Origin of the sequence: Clostridium sp. OM05-6BH (assembly GCF_003481635.1) — a bacterium.
GTDB lineage: Bacteria > Bacillota > Clostridia > Lachnospirales > Lachnospiraceae > Butyribacter.
Map to the genome: position 1 here is coordinate 103191 of NZ_QULH01000003.1, position 18914 is coordinate 122104.

Annotated in this window: 14 protein-coding genes and 2 pseudogenes; 3 read left to right on the forward strand and 13 right to left on the reverse strand. The window is 39.4% G+C overall.

The window, feature by feature from the left end; translation table 11 throughout:
• Positions 1–4: 4 nt before the first annotated feature.
• Together DXB73_RS04565 and DXB73_RS04570 are read right to left on the reverse strand one after the other, a co-directional pair.
• Positions 5–871, reverse strand: coding sequence for a molecular chaperone DnaJ (locus DXB73_RS04565; protein ID WP_118690271.1), 867 nt, complete (start codon positions 869–871; stop codon positions 5–7).
• A 133-nt stretch (positions 872–1004) separates the two neighbouring features.
• Positions 1005–2702, reverse strand: coding sequence for a bifunctional diguanylate cyclase/phosphodiesterase (locus DXB73_RS04570; protein ID WP_118690272.1), 1698 nt, complete (start codon positions 2700–2702; stop codon positions 1005–1007).
• Positions 2703–2874: 172 nt separating this feature from the next.
• Between DXB73_RS04570 and DXB73_RS15065 the strand changes: the two genes are divergently transcribed.
• Positions 2875–3009 (forward strand): hypothetical protein, encoded by a 135-nt coding sequence (locus DXB73_RS15065; protein WP_279221296.1) that lies wholly within the window; start codon positions 2875–2877, stop codon positions 3007–3009.
• 306 nt (positions 3010–3315) lie between these two features.
• Here DXB73_RS15065 and DXB73_RS04575 read toward each other — a convergent pair whose 3' ends face one another.
• A complete protein-coding gene (locus DXB73_RS04575; RefSeq protein WP_118690273.1) occupies positions 3316–4125 on the reverse strand; it encodes a class I SAM-dependent methyltransferase in 810 nt (269 codons plus the stop codon).
• 701 nt (positions 4126–4826) lie between these two features.
• Here DXB73_RS04575 and DXB73_RS04580 point away from each other — a divergent pair.
• The gene (locus DXB73_RS04580; RefSeq protein ID WP_022024727.1) at positions 4827–5513 is read left to right on the forward strand and encodes a class II aldolase/adducin family protein; all 687 of its coding nucleotides are present in this window, start codon (positions 4827–4829) and stop codon (positions 5511–5513) included.
• Positions 5514–5748: 235 nt separating this feature from the next.
• On the opposite strand, the gene DXB73_RS04585 is transcribed toward DXB73_RS04580, so the two are convergent.
• The 10 genes and pseudogenes from DXB73_RS04585 to DXB73_RS04630 form a co-directional block, all read right to left on the reverse strand.
• Entirely contained in the window at positions 5749–7464 is a 1716-nt protein-coding gene (locus DXB73_RS04585; protein WP_118690274.1) for a transglutaminase domain-containing protein, read from the reverse strand.
• Between the two features lie 279 nt (positions 7465–7743).
• Complete coding sequence (locus DXB73_RS04590) at positions 7744–8940, reverse strand: hypothetical protein (RefSeq protein ID WP_118690275.1); 1197 nt, start codon at positions 8938–8940, stop codon at positions 7744–7746.
• 648 nt (positions 8941–9588) lie between these two features.
• Positions 9589–10272 (reverse strand): DUF6568 family protein, encoded by a 684-nt coding sequence (locus tag DXB73_RS04595; RefSeq protein ID WP_118690276.1) that lies wholly within the window; start codon positions 10270–10272, stop codon positions 9589–9591.
• A 304-nt stretch (positions 10273–10576) separates the two neighbouring features.
• Positions 10577–11347 (reverse strand): sulfite exporter TauE/SafE family protein, encoded by a 771-nt coding sequence (locus DXB73_RS04600; protein WP_118690277.1) that lies wholly within the window; start codon positions 11345–11347, stop codon positions 10577–10579.
• A gap of 196 nt (positions 11348–11543) precedes the next feature.
• A pseudogene (locus DXB73_RS04605) lies at positions 11544–11636 on the reverse strand (CDP-alcohol phosphatidyltransferase family protein); the annotation flags it as partial.
• Positions 11626–12689: pseudogene (locus tag DXB73_RS04610) on the reverse strand (FUSC family protein). The pseudogenes DXB73_RS04605 and DXB73_RS04610, both read right to left, overlap by 11 nt.
• Before the next feature lie 31 nt (positions 12690–12720).
• Positions 12721–13764, reverse strand: coding sequence for a HAMP domain-containing sensor histidine kinase (locus DXB73_RS04615; RefSeq protein WP_118508220.1), 1044 nt, complete (start codon positions 13762–13764; stop codon positions 12721–12723).
• Positions 13764–14435: a response regulator transcription factor gene (locus DXB73_RS04620; protein ID WP_118690279.1), complete on the reverse strand. Its 672-nt coding sequence runs from the start codon at positions 14433–14435 to the stop codon at positions 13764–13766. Before DXB73_RS04620 ends, DXB73_RS04615 begins: the two co-directional genes overlap by 1 nt.
• Positions 14436–14453: 18 nt before the next feature.
• Positions 14454–15887 (reverse strand): phospholipase D family protein, encoded by a 1434-nt coding sequence (locus DXB73_RS04625; RefSeq protein ID WP_118690280.1) that lies wholly within the window; start codon positions 15885–15887, stop codon positions 14454–14456.
• A gap of 102 nt (positions 15888–15989) precedes the next feature.
• The gene (locus DXB73_RS04630; protein ID WP_118690281.1) at positions 15990–17186 is read right to left on the reverse strand and encodes a DUF438 domain-containing protein; all 1197 of its coding nucleotides are present in this window, start codon (positions 17184–17186) and stop codon (positions 15990–15992) included.
• 370 nt (positions 17187–17556) lie between these two features.
• Between DXB73_RS04630 and DXB73_RS04635 the strand changes: the two genes are divergently transcribed.
• On the forward strand, positions 17557–18876 hold the full coding sequence (locus DXB73_RS04635) for an ATP-binding protein (protein ID WP_118690282.1): 1320 nt from the start codon (positions 17557–17559) through the stop codon (positions 18874–18876).
• Positions 18877–18914 lie beyond the last annotated feature (38 nt).

Here is an 18914-nt window from a genome sequence, read left to right on the forward strand (position 1 = left end):
CCTATCACCTCAACACTTCTTTCAATCTTCCAACATACAGATCATATGCTTCTTTCAATTCCTCTATCATTTTCTCAAGTTCCGTCCGTTTTTCAGCCACCTGTTCCGGGGCATTCACCAGTTCCTTCATTGTGTACGGATATTCCGATTTTATATTTGCAATTTGTTCACGGATAAGTTCCAACGTTTTAGTCAGCCGTTCCTTGTCTTTAGTAAGAATAGATAACCCACTTTCACTTTGTTCCGGAACGACAGGTCCCGCTACCATCTCACTGATGATGAGAAGATTCCCTATATCACCATTTTCATACGCTTGTACTGCGTTTTGAAACAACTGCATCTGTGCAGGTGTAATCTCCGGATGCAGATCGGGATGCAGAGCCTTTACAATGCTGCGATACAATTTCTTTATCTGCTTGGTCTCTTCATCCGTAAGAACATGTCCCTGACTATGATCAAGAGCCTTATTCATCTTATCGATCTGCTCATTGAGCTGACACTGAAAACCGGCAAACTCTTTATCAAGCAATTTATCAATGGCTGATAACGCAATCTTTTCCTGTCGATTTTTCTTTGCTTGGATAAGATCAATTTTTCTTTTGATACGCAACACATTACAGTTCAATTCAAAAGCTTTGTATTCAAGGCTGCCAAGAGCAAGCATATATGCCGTTTCTATGTTTTTGCAGATTACAAAACGTAATTCATCCCGCTCAAGCAAAAGCATGGAAATTTCAACTCGCAATTTTTCTACTTCCGCTTTCAATGCGGCGAATTCCGGAAAAGGGACAACCGTGCAATTAGTATTCCGGTCGCGAAGCTTATCGCTCCGTTTAGCAGCGAAATCATGTATTTGTTTCATATCTTCCACAGCAGAACACCTCCCAATTTCTTTTATCAATCCGAATGTTTACTAACGGCTCTTCAAATATTCTCATACGGATGCGCACTCGCTAATCGCTCTTTAAATATTCTCATACGGATGCGCACTTGCTAATCGCTCTTTAAATATTCTCATATGGATGCGCACTCGCTAATCGCTCTTCAAATATTTCCTGTGGCAGAGGTTTGTCGAACACATAGCCCTGCACGATATCGCAACCAACTCCTTTCAGATATTCAAGCTGCTCCACCGTCTCAACCCCCTCAGCAATGGATTTCTTATCCAGTTCATTGATGAGCTGCACAATGCTGTGAAACATAACAAGATCTCGGTCTTTTCCCGGGTAATCCGTTTCCAACGGAATAAAGGATTTGTCTATTTTTATCGTCTCGAGATCAACTTCTTTGATCATATTGAGTGAAGAAAAACCGGTTCCGAAATCGTCAATCGAGGTTCCAATGCCATTCGCCTTGAACTCATCAATAATTCCAGACATGATCTCATAATTTTGGAAATCTTCACTTTCGGTAAGCTCGATCTCGATCAAATGATGATCAACACCATAGCGGTCAATAATCTCCAAAGTACGTTCAACGAGATTTTCTTCCTCCAAATGTCTTCTGGAATAGTTCACTGAAATCGGCACAACCGAAAGCCCCTTGTTCTGTCGATCTTTCAAAAAAGCACAGACACTTTCCAACACATAGTAATCAAGTTTGCACACGCTTCCCTCGCGCTCCAACTGTGGAATAAACTGCATTGGCGGTACCATCTTTCCATTTCTGATCCAACGAACCAAAGCCTCTGCACCATACATTGTCCGATCTGAGACGTTGACTTTAGGCTGGTAATATATGACAAATTCCTTTGCCTGTAATGCCGGAAGGAAATTGGACACAATGCTCTGATTGGCTAGTATTTCCCGTTCGATCTCCGGCGAAAACTCTACCACGCTGCCAACCCCTTTTTGTCTGGCTGCCTGATAAGCAATGCTGGCTCTTCCCATGATGGCACGCGGTACTGTGATGCCATTCAAATTGCTGACACCGATCGTTGCGCCAAACACAAATTCCCGCTCTTTCATTTGCCATTGATGATGTATCCTGATATTCTGAAGCTGTTCGATCAATTTTTCGCGGCGTTCCTTGTGAAAAACAAGCACAAAATTATCTCCACCTAATCTTGCAACAATTTCATCATTTCCCATTATATTTTTGATATGCTGGGCATAATTACGCAGGATAATATCACCCTGCTCATAAGAAAACACTTTATTGACATATTTAAAATTATGTACATTAAAAAATATAATATTGTAATTTGCAATTTGCCCGGAAGCGATCAATCCTCCGGCAAAATGCATTAAATAATCCTGATTTGCTACACCGGTACTCATATCTGTCATCATAACCTGCTGCAGTAAGTTCTGCGTCATCGTTCTGCTGATCTTATAAAAAATTTGGCGTAATAACATATTATGCAATTCCAATTCTTTGGATGAAAACTTGCTTTGGTCACGCGGATAATCCATGATCGTTACCGTTCCGCCGGACGGTAACGGGAATACCGAAATATTCGGTTCACCGTCAGATACATCTCCTGTGTCATACAAAACTTCTACGGCACGCTGTCCCTCCGGACAAAGTTTACTGCCCGGTGCCTCTAGCTTAAGTTCCACTTTATTTATATGAAAAAGTTCTGCCGCAATAGAAAGAGAACGTTTGATCTTAGCCATGCACGCTTCCATGGTAGATGCATCCTCCGCTAATAATTCAAACATCGCTTTTATTTCCGGATCAAGTATTATCTCTTTATTCATTTTTTACCTCCACACTCTTAACAATAACGCTTTATACCTGGCCGCCTGATTCAGGCTTTTGTTGCGTATTTCCATAAATCCCAATATTTATTATAACACATTTGTCGAATCATAGTGGTGAATTATGTCAAATTGTAACAGAAATGATCGCTTTACACTACATATATCTTAGGTGAGCGAAGACAATGATGCCTTTGATACAAAAGGCGGCGATTACGGTAGCGTCAACAAAGCGAGGCACAAAGTGTTTGATGATTATGTTGTAAACGGCGGTTTGCGTCCGGTAATTCATATTACCGTGAAATAGTTTTAGGAAAACGTGATCTGGTAATAAAGAACCTCGAGCACTTGATTTCTTACCGCAGTTTAGAACTTTCTCGGCATATCCCAATATTATCTCTACCTTGGATGCTTGATTTCTCCTCTCATGGTAGAGATTCTCCGGCTATGACCGACGTTTTCTCTACCCCGGGCACTGGATTTCTCCTCTCATGGTAGAGATTCTCCGGCTATGACCAGCGTTTTCTCTACCCCGGGCACTGGATTTCTCCTCTCATGGTAGAGATTCTCCGGCTATGACCAACGTTCTCTCTACCCCAGGCGCTGCAAATCACTACTCTTGCACCTTCTCAAAAATCAAAATTTTCTGCGTCATTTTACGAATGATCGGCAGCCAGCCAAATGGCCTTAACACTGGAATAATCTTGGTCATGCCTCGTGTAATATTATCATCTTTGATCTTGCGGAATCCCTTGGCAACATCTCCCAGATCTTCAAAACAATCCGCTCCAAAAATAAATTTTGCGCCCGTCTTTTGAATAGATTCTTCAATGTCCTCTTTATTGACCCATTTCTTGGCCAGACACTCCATCATCACCGTTGCATTGTCAAAATGGTCCCGAATAATTCCAAGCATCGTCGCATTTTCTTCTGGCGTCAGATACATGCTAAGGCCTTCGATAATAAACAACATTTTTCCTTGTGCATCAATCTGATCCGCCCAAGCCGGATCCAAGGCAGAAATCCCAATCGTTGATACTCTTCCTGATTCCTGATAAATCTGATCTCTGACGGCGATCGTCTCCGGAAGATCCAAATTGTACCACCGCAGCTTGCCGTTATCCATTCGATAAAATCTAGTATCCAATCCGCAGGCAATATTTACAATCGTACAATCTGGATTACGATCAATAAAATCCTCTACCAACTCATCAAATACAAGCGTTCGTGCGATAACACCATTGCTCATGGTGGAATCTTCCTCTGCCGACGAAAAATCATAATCTATCTTATTCACCAGTTCCACTGCTTTCGCATCATAAAATTTATGTCCCTTTTTCAGCGAATATTTTGCTCTCGCATAAAAACTTTGCAACATGGTCTCTGCTGTTCCATCCAAAGTCACTTTGATTTTTTCACTCATTTTTTCCTCCTATCCATCCAGAAAAAAATATCTGCAGTTTTCAAGGTCCCAATTAAACCTTTTCCCTGACTCGTTTTTTTCACATATCACTTGACACGATCATAGCGCAGATATTTTATACATCACCTAGCTTTACTCACTATTTGCGCGGCAGTTAGTTGCAGCTAACCACGTTTAGTGTACCACATATGCAAGATAGCTGTCAAAACGAAAAACCGTCACTTCTTTATTTCTATTGTGTTTTTCGCCTTTTATAAGCTCGGTATCCCTCATCTCATCCGATCATGTCTTCCAATCCGCTCAAATCTTTTTCCGAAATGCATTCTTTTATTTCAATTTTACTCACAATCATGATTGAGAATCGTACTCATTTATGCTAAACTTATTTTAGTTGCGCAAATATTCTATTCACTCGCAAAATAGAGTGTATAGATACATTTGAGACAGTGATTCTTTTATTTATAAGATTAAGATGTCAACGCGCCAACACTTCAATATGTTGACAGCGAAAACATCACATGTACTCTCGAATTCATCTAAACGAAGAATTTCAAGATGAATTTTTGATACACAATGACATTTTCGCAGTGCGTACACGGTGTGTACGACGAGGAAATGGAAACAGTATATCGGAAATGCAGCCGAAATGGCTCGTTTTAAGAAGATACCGAGAGTACATTCACTTGAAACGGAGGATAATTATGTTATTAGAAGAAATGAGACAAAAGGTAGTTGACTATGGGAATCAGTTGATTTCATCGGGTCTGACGATTGGAACTGCAGGTAATATCAGTATGTATGACCCGGAAACCGGATATATGGTGATCAGCCCATCTGGTATTCCTTACGCAAAAACAACAGCAGAAGATGTTGTCGTTATGGATCTGCAGGGCAATATTGTGGACAGCAAACGCACACCTTCCAGTGAACACAGTTTACATGCTGCCTTTTATTTAGAGAAACCGGACGCTCGTGCCGTTGTCCATGCACATTCTATGTATTGCACAACGCTTGCATGTGCCGGCGTTGATCTGAAGGCGACTCATTATGCAATCGCAGATACTGGTGTTGCTACGGTTCCTACGGTTCCATATGAGACTTACGGCACTCCAGAGCTTGCTGATGAGGTTCGCAAATGCTTACGCGAATCTGACAGCAAAGCACTCCTCATGGCAAATCACGGAATGGTCGCTTACGGCGATTCCTTAGAAAAGGCATTTGCCATCGCAAATACTTGCGAGTGGTGCGCACAGGTTCAGTGGCGCGCAATGGCAATCTCTACGCCAAATGTATTGTCTGATGAGCAGATGGCAGAAGTAATCGAGCATTACAAAACATACGGTCAAGCAAAAGAAGATGGCAAGCAGTCCCAGGGCTATTTTGGATAGATCACATCTATTTGCTAAATGCAATCAAACAAGTACTCGATATAGCTATTTTGGATAGACTGCATCTATAAATTTACTCAAACTAAAAAACTCCCCGGCAAAGCGTTGCAGGGGAGTTTTTTATTAATATCCATTTACGATACCATCTGACGTAATCGGAATGGTGAGTCCATTATCTACGTCAGTCTTCCATTAATATTGCTTAAAAGTCACAAATATTTTCTCATAGTTGCCTCTATTTTTTGAAGTGATATGGCAAATAGTTCTTATATGTTTTCACATGATAACTATAACTAAACTTATGATCCTTGCTCAGCTTCTTTTTGCTTACCAAAAAATATTTCGTATTTCCCTTTTTATTTTTAATAACAGCGAACGGCTTCCTCGGATTAAATTTTCTCATCAGAACCGGATCATCCCATGTCGTATCAATATAGCGATATTTACCACCAACCTTAACCATGTTCCACGCATGTGCTATTCCATAAGTAGTCCCGGTTACATAAACGCATGGAATTCCCGCACGACGCGCCAGCAGTGTAAATGCCTTAGCATACCCTTCGCAAACTGCTTTTTTCCGGATCAGTGCTCCATATGCAGTAAACGACAATTCGCTTGGTTTCTTTTTATTGACATATCGTTTTCCTTTATAGCGAAAAGATTTATATACCATGCGATCATAATCACATCGCTTTATAATATAATCATGAATTGCACGCAGACGCTTTTTGGTCGATTTGTTTTTCTTAAGAATCCCTTTTAATACACTGTCCGCTTTTCGGGTCATCTTCTGCACATATTGTCGGGACTTCGGCTGATACATCCGGAAATGATAACCCTCTCTTCCATCCTGCAAGTAAACAGCGGCTCCTGATCCCAAAGGTTCATCATATTTCGTACAATTCGGATTGTCAATGACGTATTCATCATACATATTGATCGCTTTATCCAACTCGTCAATTAGATTAAAATTTAACAATGTCTTTGGATAAATAACACCAAACTCGTAGTTTCCAACTTTCAAATGATCGAAAACATATTTGTACAATTCTTTTTTAGAATGAATTTCTTTGCCATACTTGCTGACGTAGTTTGTCTTTTCCTCATCAGATTGCACCGGCTCTACCCATTTTTTGCGGGGATTCGGTTTGACCGTTACGGTAAGAGTATCTGTGCAGCCGCCAATAGATACTGTCAAGACAGTCTTTCCCGGTTTTAGCGCCTTAAATCCGCCAAAATGAACATATTTCACATCAACAATGGAATTGTTTGCACTCTTCCAGCGAAGTTTGTTGCCATATTCTATATTAGACGATAACGCCTCAAATGTTGATGACACTTTGCCATCCGTAATATATTGATACCAATATCGTGCGGGCACCTGAAATTCCTTACCCTGCATTACCGTTAATGTATTTCCCGGCTTTGACTCTCCTTCACTATTTAATGGCCACATCTGTACTTTTAAAAATTTTGTAGTAGATTTTCCTGCAATAACAAACGTTTGCGACACACTATGCTTTCCCAAACGTGCTGTGATCGTTGCAGTACCCTCTGACTTTGCTACCATGCGTACGCATCCTGTCGCATAATATTCCAGGTCGATCACCTTACGATTCGATGACGTCCAAGTAACTGCGCTTTCGTAGTATGCCTTGGCTTTGTTTGCATTAAGACAATTCGCATAGGAAATCGGCTCGCTTGTGTTAAGACCTGTCGTATTGCTTGGATATATATTTAAAATCGGGACATATGTCCAGCCAACCCTTGACGTCTCAATCGGTATATCCAGCTCCAATCTTCCAACCTCTTTTTCCATTTGTGCAGCTGTCGATTTGGTTGCACGCTGCGCCCCTGCTAGCGATGCCGGCAACACACTAACGACACATATTAACATAAATATTTCAATAAACTGCCATATTTTTCTGCATTTTTTTGATGTGTGACTCATAAGTAACTCTCCTTCCTCATATCATCAAATGTTTTATTAAATATTAAAGGTTTTTCAACCTTTTATGTCGCAGCAACTAAGCCACTGGCATGATCATCTCCCGTTTCCGACCAAATACCTTTTCGCTCGTTGCTCTGATTCCATTTATCAGCATCCTATCCAGCGAAAAGACAACAGTTTATCAGCATCCTATCCAGCGAAAAGACAACAGTATATCACATATTTGCTGGCACATATTTAATTGCGCATTTTTACTTGCGCATTTTTAATCGCACATTTTTAATCGCGCATTTTTTCTTTTAATTTTACCACAATATCCTGATATTTTCTATGCTTCATATCCGGGAATGCCCGAAGCAAACGCCCCTGTCCAAAAAGACGGTGCTTGGTCATAGAACCAACTAATTCTTCATATTTCTTCTGCAACTCTGCTCTCTTCGTGCGAATCACTTCTCTATACTCTTCTGCGCTGATATTTTCTTTCAAAGAACTAAGCGCTGCACGCAATTCTGCCGTACTCAGGTTATCCTTCAGGGAGCCGACTTTCTCTTTCATTTCTGACGTGCTTAAGCTATCCTTCAAAGAACCGACTTTCTCTTTCATTTCTGACGTGCTTAAGCTATCCTTCAAAGAACCGACTTTCTCTTTCATTTCTGACGTGCTTAAGCTATCCTTCAAAGAACCAACTTTCTCTTTCATTTCTGACGTGCTTAAGCTATCCTTCAAAGAACCAACTTTCTCTTTCATTTCTGACGTGCTCAAGCTATCCTTCAGAGAATCTACTCTATCTCGTAATTCCGCCTTAGCTAAGGCCGCCTGTACTCTGCCTTCTCCAATATTTTGCGCCGTTTCGATCGTTGTCTCACCAAGTTTCTCACTTACCTTATCACTAACAATCCGAAGATCGCCACTAAGCTTATCAAGCTGTCCAAGCTTCTTATTAAAGCCTCGAATCACTGCTACCGTAACAACAAAGTCAACAAAATACACAACGTATAATATCACCAGAATGGTCCACCCAAGTACACTGCTGTCATGCCCCGTGATCAGCTTGTCAATATATTTCTGGAAGATCCGGACCACAAACAAGATTGCAAATCCCCAGATCAATGAAAACTCCAAACATATATATCCACGAAAATTAAATGGTTGCTTGGAATAATCCCACCATCTCGCATGAAAGCATATATCAAGAAGCCAGCCTGCGACCAACTCAATTAATGTTGCTAAAATCACGCCGAACACGTAAACCAACAGATCACTCATCTGTGTCCCTTCAGGCTGGATCAGATTGATCAATGCAAACACACTCACAACCCCGAATCCATATACCGGGCAAACCGGTCCATTCAAAAATCCACGGTTCGTAACCTCGCCCCAAGTGACCGCGTGGTAGATCACTTCCACACACCATCCCAAAAAGGAATAGATTACAAATAGCCACGCCAATTGATAAAATGTCATTCCAAAAATCATAGGTATCCTCCTGTAATATCTCGATAATGTCTACCCTAAGCTGGTTATTCTCGCCTCTGGGGTAGAGAAATCCGCCCTGACTTCTTGTTTGACTCTACCCTGGACCGGTCATTTCTGCCCCGGGGGTAGAGAAATCCGCCCTGATTTCTTGTTTGACTCTACCCTGGACCGGTCATTTCTGCCTCTGGGGTAGAGAAATCCGCCCTGACTTCTTGTTTGACTCTACCCTGGACCGGTTATTTCTGCCTCTGGGGTAGAGAAATCCGCCCTGACTGCTTGTTTGACTCTACCCTGGACCGATTATTTCTGCCTCGGGGATAGAGAAATCCGCCCTGACTGCTTGTTTGACTCTACCCTGGACCGATTATTTCTACCCCGGGGGTAGAGAATTTTCTCTTTGAGAGAGTATATCATGATTTATTACAAATAACCATATGATACTATCTAAAACCTAAGACTTAAAATCAGCGTCTGCTTTCGCACCAGAATTTCAACTTACCATTTCATATTTGGCCTTCTAGATTAAGATTAAAAACTATGCATCCATTTTCATCTCACAAATATTGTTTTCACCGTAAATGAATCTATATCTAACTATTAACTTTTATTCACACAATACAGCCAGACATCAAAAAGTCAGCCCCTATTTTAATACATCTTTTTAATATATGTTTGTATTTCATCCAAATATTTCTCTGGATCTAACCACCTTTTTTCCAGTTTAGAATTCTGAGTCACTATAATAGCCGGCACACTCGTTATCCCAAATCTTTCTAAAAGCTGATACATCTCCCTGCTATTCTCTCCATCTCTGTCCTTAGATGTATAATATGTTGGCAATTCCACCTGACATTCCTTTAGAGTCTGTTCTAATTTTTTTTCAAAATTAAAACAATCTGTACAATCTGCCCTTCCTATATATATCACGATTTGTTCATTTGACTTTATATCTGTTTTTAGTTCTGCAAGTGAAATCCCATAATAGTATTCTGAATCAATATAATCCCTTTTTTCGGTATTAATGTACTTTTTATTAACAATATGGTAATACCGACTACCATAATACAAATTAGTTCCAAACAAACAAAACAAAACGAATATTATAAGCATCTTCTTTTTCTTTTTGACTTTTGGCTGAGTTATAACATTTCTCAAAACAACTCCTAAACCAAGGGTAGTAAGCACAAGTGAAATCCATGTAAAATATATAATATCTTTATCCACTTTAACATTAGGATATACATCACCAAAAAAACCATAATGAACCAATAGCACGATATTACATAGCAAAAAAAAGAAATCAAGACCTAATATACATAACCATCTTTTCACTTAAATTCTCCTTTCATATTACATCTTTCGGACACATGAATGCCCCTTAACATTTGTACTATAAACTTGCTGAAAAAATAATACCAGAGCAACTATTGTAACCATTATTCTTCTCATAAATTCCTCCTAAAAATATAGAACTATAGGTTTTCTTACCACTATCGATCGATATAATACATCATAACATATACTTAAGAACTTATCCACGTGCTTATCAATAAAAATTTCTCATTTAGGACCCTTATTCATATTGCCAACTATCATAACTCCTATATATACAGATCTATAAAAATGCACACAACTCCTATACTTCAAACACCATAATAACAGCTCCCAACACCACCAGCACCAGTCCTGTCGCACGGTTCAGTGTTTTCGGCTGCGCTTTATTGGCAAACAATGCTGCAATCCGCGCCCAGATAAATGTAAAAATAATGCACAATCCCATCACTAAAAAATCCGGTTTCCCACCAATGGCAAAATGCGAGGCTGCTCCGGTAAATGCTGTAAATGCCATGATAAAAACGCTCGTTCCAACAGCTGTTTTCAATTCATAGCCAAGCACGGACGTAAGAATCAACAGCATCATCATACCGCCGCCCGCTCCAACAAATCCACAGATGAACCCAATGATCATTCCACACAGAACAGACTGCACCGCTCTTTTCTTGGCAGACACACTATTCATCGCTTCCTTGGTCGTCATGACCGGACGAACGATAAATTTAATTCCAAGAAAAAATGTCATAACTACCGAAAAACTTCCCATCGTAGTCGATGGTACCAGACTTGAAATATAACTTCCGATCACTGTAAATACAAGCACTGTCACCATCATAATACTGCCGTTTTTGACATCAAGATTTTTATTTTTGCCATAGGTGTACGCTGACACCGCACTTGCCAACACATCAGAGGACAGCGCGATACCGACCGCCATAAAAGGATTCATATGTAAAAAAGTAATGAGCATCGGACTGATCACGGCAGCCGCACTCATTCCGGCAAAACCGGTGCCAAGACCTGCCCCCATTCCTGCAAAAAATGTCACAATGATCGTCATAAGTAATTTCATGGTAAGTACCTTTCTATATCGACAGTGTCAATGTCCAAAAAAATTCATTATATTCATTATTTCTCAGACATGTTGCGTCACAGAACGGCGAGCAATTCGACACTGTGTTTTTATTATCATTTTGCAACGAAAAAGTATAACACGGTTTTGTATTTTTTGCCACCTATTAACAAAGACTTTGTATAATCAATACAGAAATCGGCGTGACAAAAAGCCGAAAAAAAGAAAGAAGATTAGGAACCGTAATAATTCTATTCAAATTTTCTTCCTGATTCACTTCACTCTGTATGTACGGTCACCTCACTTTCCTTTTTTTAGACATAAACCAATAAAATATAACACAAAATGCTAAAGCAAACACAACACCAAAAACATTTTGAATCACTCTAAGACTAACCGCTCCTTGTAGTCCATAAGTCTCTGCAGCAATGGCTAAAGCACCAAATGTGTTAAATACTGCCTGCCAGCCATATTGTGCTGAAAATCCTACACCGATTCCACCAAGAATTCCTATATATGCATAGATTGACGAAGGAAGCAGAAAATATAATACTGTAAAACATATAACACCTGCAATATTTCCGACAATCCTTTTACGGACTCTGTAGTGCATATCTTCCATAAACGGCAAAATCGCGGACATGGCCGCAATACCAGCCCACATTGCACGTGGCATATTACAAAGTTCTGCAATGCAAAGGACAATCGGTACGCATAAAATCTGACATATCTGCCATTTTGTTCTGGAAGAAGTGATATCAAATTCTTGTATCAGATCTTTCAGATTTCTTTTATAGGTTCTGTTTTTATGATTTCGATAAAATACAAAGCAGGTAAGTGCTGCACCTAAAGCCATTCCGACTAATCGCATCTGATAGCTTTTTCCCGTAACATCATAACCATATAGCAGTAGATACCCAAGAACCAATGTAGATTGATTAAACATGAATGGATTATGGCATCCGAACAGAATCAACACAGCCAGTGCCGCAATATTTAACAGCATTCCCAATACCGGTGAAAACTGATTTGCTAAATGCGGACATACCGTCATAATTACAAAGAACAAAGCCAAAAGCATCGTAGATTGTCCGGTGTGGATCCCCAGATCCGCATTCCGAAATACCATAAGGCATAATAAAACTACTACACCCACAATACTATTCTCATTTCCAAATAAGATACTGAAAATAGTAACAAATAAAAAACAAAATGCCATTGTAACAGCTATCTTTACCAAATATACCAGTATATGATATGATTTTTCTTTCACTGTTTCACTCTTTTTCAACAGATTTTTAGAACCTGCCTGATTTAACTGCAATTCCTGATAAAATGTCATGTAATTCCTCCTCTATCTGTTTTTCTTAAACTTATATGGCCTCATCTTTCTGTATTGGAAGCTCTACAACAAATCTGCATCCACCATATTCACGGTTTTCTGCTTTGATTGTTCCTCCGGCACTATCTACAATCCGTTTTACAAGTGCAAGACCTAGGCCATTTCCTTCTGCTTTATGAGATCCATCTACCTGATAGAACTTGTCAAATATTCTGGATTTTACATCATCCTCTATTCCTGGTCCTTCATCTTCCAGAATGAACTTAACAGAATCCTGTTCTTGTTTCAGAAACATCGTAATTGTCCCCTTTGAAGGGCTGAACTTAATCGCATTATCCAAAAGATTTATCCAGATATGCATAAAAAGTCCTTCATTCCCAGTATATTTAACTTCCTCCAATTCTACCTGAAAACCAATTTCTTTTTCTGTCCATTTTGTTTCCAATGAAAGAAATGCCTGGCGGATTTGTTCATCCAGACGATATTCTGTTTTTTTCATTGGTATATTCTGATTCTCTAACTTGGATAACAGCAAAATATTACCAACCAATCCGGAAAGTCTTTGGGTGTTAAATAAGATTTTTTCTACATATTCCTCTTGATCCGGAGACAGTTCTTCTCCCTGAAGCAGCATTGTATATCCTTCAATGGCATTAATCGGGGTCTTAAACTCATGAGAAACATCAGATACAAAATCCATCTGCAGCACCTCTGTTGCACGAAGTTCTTTTGTCATAACGTTAAAACTTTGATAAGATTCTCCAACTTCTGCTATACGGCTGTTCGTTTCCAAATGCTGTTCAAAATCTCCCTGAGAAACTTCCTTCATTGCTTTACTAAGTCTGGTAATTGGTTCCAGTAACTTTGCATTAATAAAGGAAGTGATCAGCCCTGCAATCAATGTATAGAAAATCAAAAGCCAGCCAAGCACAGGTATGCTGCCCGGCAGATTAAAAAAATGATTCAAAAAAGCAAATAATAAAGCAGATATGACTGTTGAAAATACAAGTGCCAGCCAGATTGCACCAGTCAGACAGGATCGGATCCGCAATCCTTTTTCTTTCTTTTGTTCCATTATTTTTTCACCACCTTGTATCCAATTCCACGCATTGTTACGATTTCAAAATCAGGGTTATCTTTAAAACGCTCTCTGATTCTTCCTATATGTACCTCTATCGTATGTGGGTCTGCCTCCGTCTCGTATCCCCATACTTCATCCATCAACTGTTGTTTTGTAAATGTTCTGCCTGGCGAAGCTGCAAGCTTATATAAAAGCAGGAATTCTTTTTTAGGCAAAACAAGACTTTCCTTATCAGTTGTAACCGTCATTGCATCATAATCAAACTCTGTTGAACCGATCACAATTTTGTGTTCATTCAGTATCTGTGCACGGCGAAGCAGTGCTCCGACTCTTAAAACCATTTCATTCACATTTACCGGTTTTACCATATAATCGTCACTTCCCGAAAGAAATCCCTGGCGCATATCATCAAAGGAACCTTTCGCAGTGATCATAAGTACCGGTATCTGATATCCTGCTGAACGAAGTTCTGACACCAGTTCATAGCCATCCATAACCGGCATCATAATATCGGAAATGATCAGATCAATATATTCCTTATCCAATACTTCTAATGCCTGTGCTCCATCCGATGTGCATTTGACCTGATAGCCATTCTTCTCCAGCACTTTTCGGAACAGCTGGCTTAATTCTTTATCATCTTCTACAATTAATATTTGAAACATAATCTTCTTCCTCCTTTATCAGAACAGATATCTTGCCCATCCAAGCAGATGCTGTACCAAAAGTACGTTTCTCTGACGCTTCTTTGTCAATTCAATTGGCTCTACATGATACGGATCACGATAGGTTCCATCTTCCAATACCTGTCGGGACACTCTTTCATATTCCATCATGCCTTCTTCCAACTGTTTATTAATATCTTTACTGCGAATTACAAGCATCAGTTCCGTATCCAGATACGTGCTTCTCATATCCATGTTTAAGGAACCGATTACGGATAGATCATCATCAATCAGGATGCTTTTTCCGTGGTAAGAATAGCCGCCTTCATACTCCCAGATATCAATTCCTGTATTTAAAATTCTGTTTCTGTTTCTCACATAATCAGCAGAGCCAAACGGATTTCCATTGTTGGCAACCGAATTGGTCATGATAGAAAAATCCGGAACTCTCTCCGCAATCTCTTTCCATGTATTATACATCATATCATTGCAGATAATATATGGTGTATGAATTTTCACGCGCTCTTTTGCATTTTTCATTAGTTCTCCCAGTTGATACCAGACTACTGGTTCCTTGGGACCTGTGTGGATAGGATTTGACACTAATGCAATCTTTTCTGTCTCAAAAGTTTCGTCCGTGTAATCGGTATCGCAGATTCTTTCCTTATTCTCTTCAAAATATTTCTGATAGCCGTTCTGCAGCTCTAAAACTGCGTTCTTTACAGATTTTCTATTTGCCAGTTTTTTATTGTCATGAAAATAACCACTGTCTTCTTGTTCCCATATCGTTTCAAAATACTCTAACAACTGGTTAACTGAATTTTCTTTCTCAGGTTCATCGCAAACTACTAACACGTCTCTGTCATAGTTCTTATGTCCCGGAAAATCACCCAGGAAATAATTGTATGTATTTCTTCCCCCAAGAATATATCTCTTTCCATCTGCAATCAAATATTTATCATGCATTCTACCCATCATCTTCCACGGTTTCAACGGATTGGCCTTATTATATAGTTTAATTTCAACATTCTCATGGGAAGATAATCCATAGAAATACGGATTTCCTTCCATATCAATCCAGCTCTCCATTCCATCTACTAACAGACGAATATGTACACCTCTGTCTGCCGCATCATGCAGTGCTCCTAAAATCAATTTTCCACTTTCATCGGATTGAAATGCAAAAGTAGAAAGAATAATTTCCTTTTTTGCATTCTTGATCAAACGCACTCTTTGTAAAAGCGCTTCTGGATTCTTTTCTATGATTACTGCCCGTTCTGTATTTTCACTGCATTCGTTCCATGACCCATTTTTTGTTTCTTTTTTGGTTGTATTGGACACTTCCGGCTGCTTTTTATATGCAACGCAGATTCCGAGCAATTCATAAAAAGCCACACATAAAAAAATTGCCAGTATAACAAGAAGGATTTTACATGTTTTATACTTTTTCATTGTACATCACCTGATTCCTTTTTATTTCATACTTATACAATACAAAGTCAATCTCAATTTAACCTCAACAAGGTTTGTTTTTTCATCCATGCAAGTTTATTCCTACTTTTTAGATGAGAAATGTTCTTTTGCAAAATCCATATCCTGTACAAGTTCCAAAGTTCCCAGATAATTATTTTGGGTGTCTCTAACTGCGATGTATCGTACCAGCATACATTTACCGTTCTTTTCCATCCAAATCGGTACCTCGTCCAGTGTTCCTGTACGAAATTCCTCAATGATCCTGCGTACTTTGGTTTCCACTTTTGGTGGATGGCACGAAAATACTTCTCGGTCGATTGCCATTGCAGGTCGCTTAAAATCTTTTGGTCCCTCATTGAAGAAACGATTGATGTTATGAACATCAACAAATGTGATCTCCAACGGAATAGTGTTTAAAAGTGCTGTTAATTGTTCTACGGTCAGATGTCCACCTGGCATAATGATTTCTGAATCTGAAAAAGAGGCCTCCGATATTTTTTTATTGCTCTCTGCATCTTCCCAGATTTCAGCCTTTACACCAAGGCAATCGGCATAATCTTTTTGATCGTGATAAATACCGATCCACTCTTCCTCGGTAAAATTTGCAGCACAGTTTGGGAACAAGATATTGGCTTCTTTGTAAATCATTTCCTCAGCCCGCTGGACAACTGCCAACAATCTCTCGTACCATTTTTTGTCGTACTGTTTATCCTTTAACAACGCAGAAATCTCATCGCGAATCTCATCATCAACTGTCCACATAACATTAGATGGCCCGGATATTCCATATTGTACATTCAAATGAGGGTAAAGCAGATCGCCTTTTTTGGCATAATGTATTGAAATATCACGAAGAGACCCAAGCAGATCTTGCGTAACATCTCCAGCACAGGCAGCTGTTTTTATCTGATCCAGCAAGCCTGCCAACGCTTCATTTTCCTTGGTAAAGGTGTACAGCGGATGACCTTTTTGTTCTATCAATTTTTGTGTTTTCGTTGTGCGCTCTTCTCGGATCATCGCTGCATTTACTTCCCTTTCTGCATTAGCAATCTTTTCCTCGCGGGTTGCTCCATGAAACAATGCGGCATGGACATCGCATAATTTTTGTACCTCACTCAAAGGTGTTCCCTCTGCCAACATTTCCTGTTCCGCTTTCATGATTACAGTTGCATCGACATCTTGAAACTCGACTGCAAAATCCTTTCTTACTTTTTCTAAATCCTCCCCAGCGCCCAAACGCCTTAAATATTTTTTTAATGATTCTACTTGATTTCCCATACTAATTTACCTTCCTTTCTACAAACTCCAAATCAAATGCACATTGATGACATTCGATTTGCAAACAAACACTATTTATTTTTTACACAACCCCAATTCTTTGCGTGTTGCAATTATCTCAGCAACGCTCTAGATTGCGCAACGAAAGTCACTATATCAGCATTTCCAATTTTATACAATCCGATACATCTATTTTTTTCATGTAGATCTTTAATATAAAACCATTCCCCTTTACGGTGCAAAAAAAAAATAATTTTATATAGTTTTTGCATTTCAGTGCATAAACTTGCCTAAAAAATGATATTTATGCTATAATTCTTGCATAATACACAGAGCAAACGCAAATAACATTTAAGAGGAGGTATGGCAAATGATCGATACACATCAACTCAAAAAAAGAGATTTATATTTGAATAAAATTTTAGCATTTCAAGATACCGAGCCGGTAAAAGTTGTTACCGGAATCCGTAGATGTGGCAAATCCAGTCTGCTTAAGCTAATGACCCTACATCTAAAGGAAAACGGCATTGCAGAGGACCAGATTCTTGAAATGAATTTTGAATCCTACGCTTTTAAGAACATGAACAGCGACTCTTTCTATCAGTATGTTCGGGAGCATATTATACCAAATAAACGAATGTACCTTTTCTTCGATGAGGTCCAACGCGTCCCAAAATGGGAAGATGCCATCAATTCTTTTCGGGTGGATTTCAACTGTGATATTTATGTCACTGGTTCCAACGCCTATATGCTTTCCTCCGAATATGCGACCTACCTGTCCGGCAGATGCGTAGAAATAAAAATGCTGCCTTTGTCTTTCTCTGAATTTCTCGCTTTTTATGATTTTGAAATCAAAGAAACAAAAAGTGCATTAGGCGGCACTCGTAAACAAGTCTTCGATCAAACAGGGGAACATTATGAGCTTCGCGAAGTATTTGATGCCTATATGCGGTTTGGCGGAATGCCCGGCATTGCCGATGTTGGACTGGATCAGGAAAAAGCATTGGTATTGCTTGAAGGTATTTACTCTACTGTGATCATGAGAGATATATTGGAACGAGAAAATCGCAAAGGGCAAAAAAGGATCACTGACCCTGTTCTCCTAAAAAAAATTGTAATGTTTCTTGCAGATAACATTGGCAGTAACATATCGGTCTCCTCTATCGGAAACACTCTTGTAAACGAAGGTTTGCTCGAAGACGGTCGCCAAAAAGGAACACCTAGTGCCCATACGGTACAGGCATATGTAAATGCACTTCTGGAATCTTATTTTTTCTATGACATCAAAAGATTTGATATTAAAGGTAAAGAATTTTTGCGGACCTTGGGAAAATATTATATCGTAGATATCGGACTTAGAAACTATTTGCTCGGTTTCAGAGACCGCGATAGCGGCCATGCAATAGAAAATGTGGTTTATTTTGAGCTGCTTCGACGCGGCTACGATGTCTCTATTGGTAAAATTGATAACTCTGAGGTGGATTTTATCGCAACGAATACTAACGACAAAATGTATGTTCAAGTCACAGAAGCCATGACAAGCGAAGATGTCCGCAAACGAGAACTGGCTCCACTCCAAAAGATCAGTGACAACTATGAGAAAATTGTTTTGTCCCTAGATCCCGGAATGGATTCCTCTTATGATGGTATCAAGTCCATTAATTTAATTGACTGGTTGATATCGGTATAATGGCTATATGGCGAAAGTTAAGCATCTCTTCGGAGGTG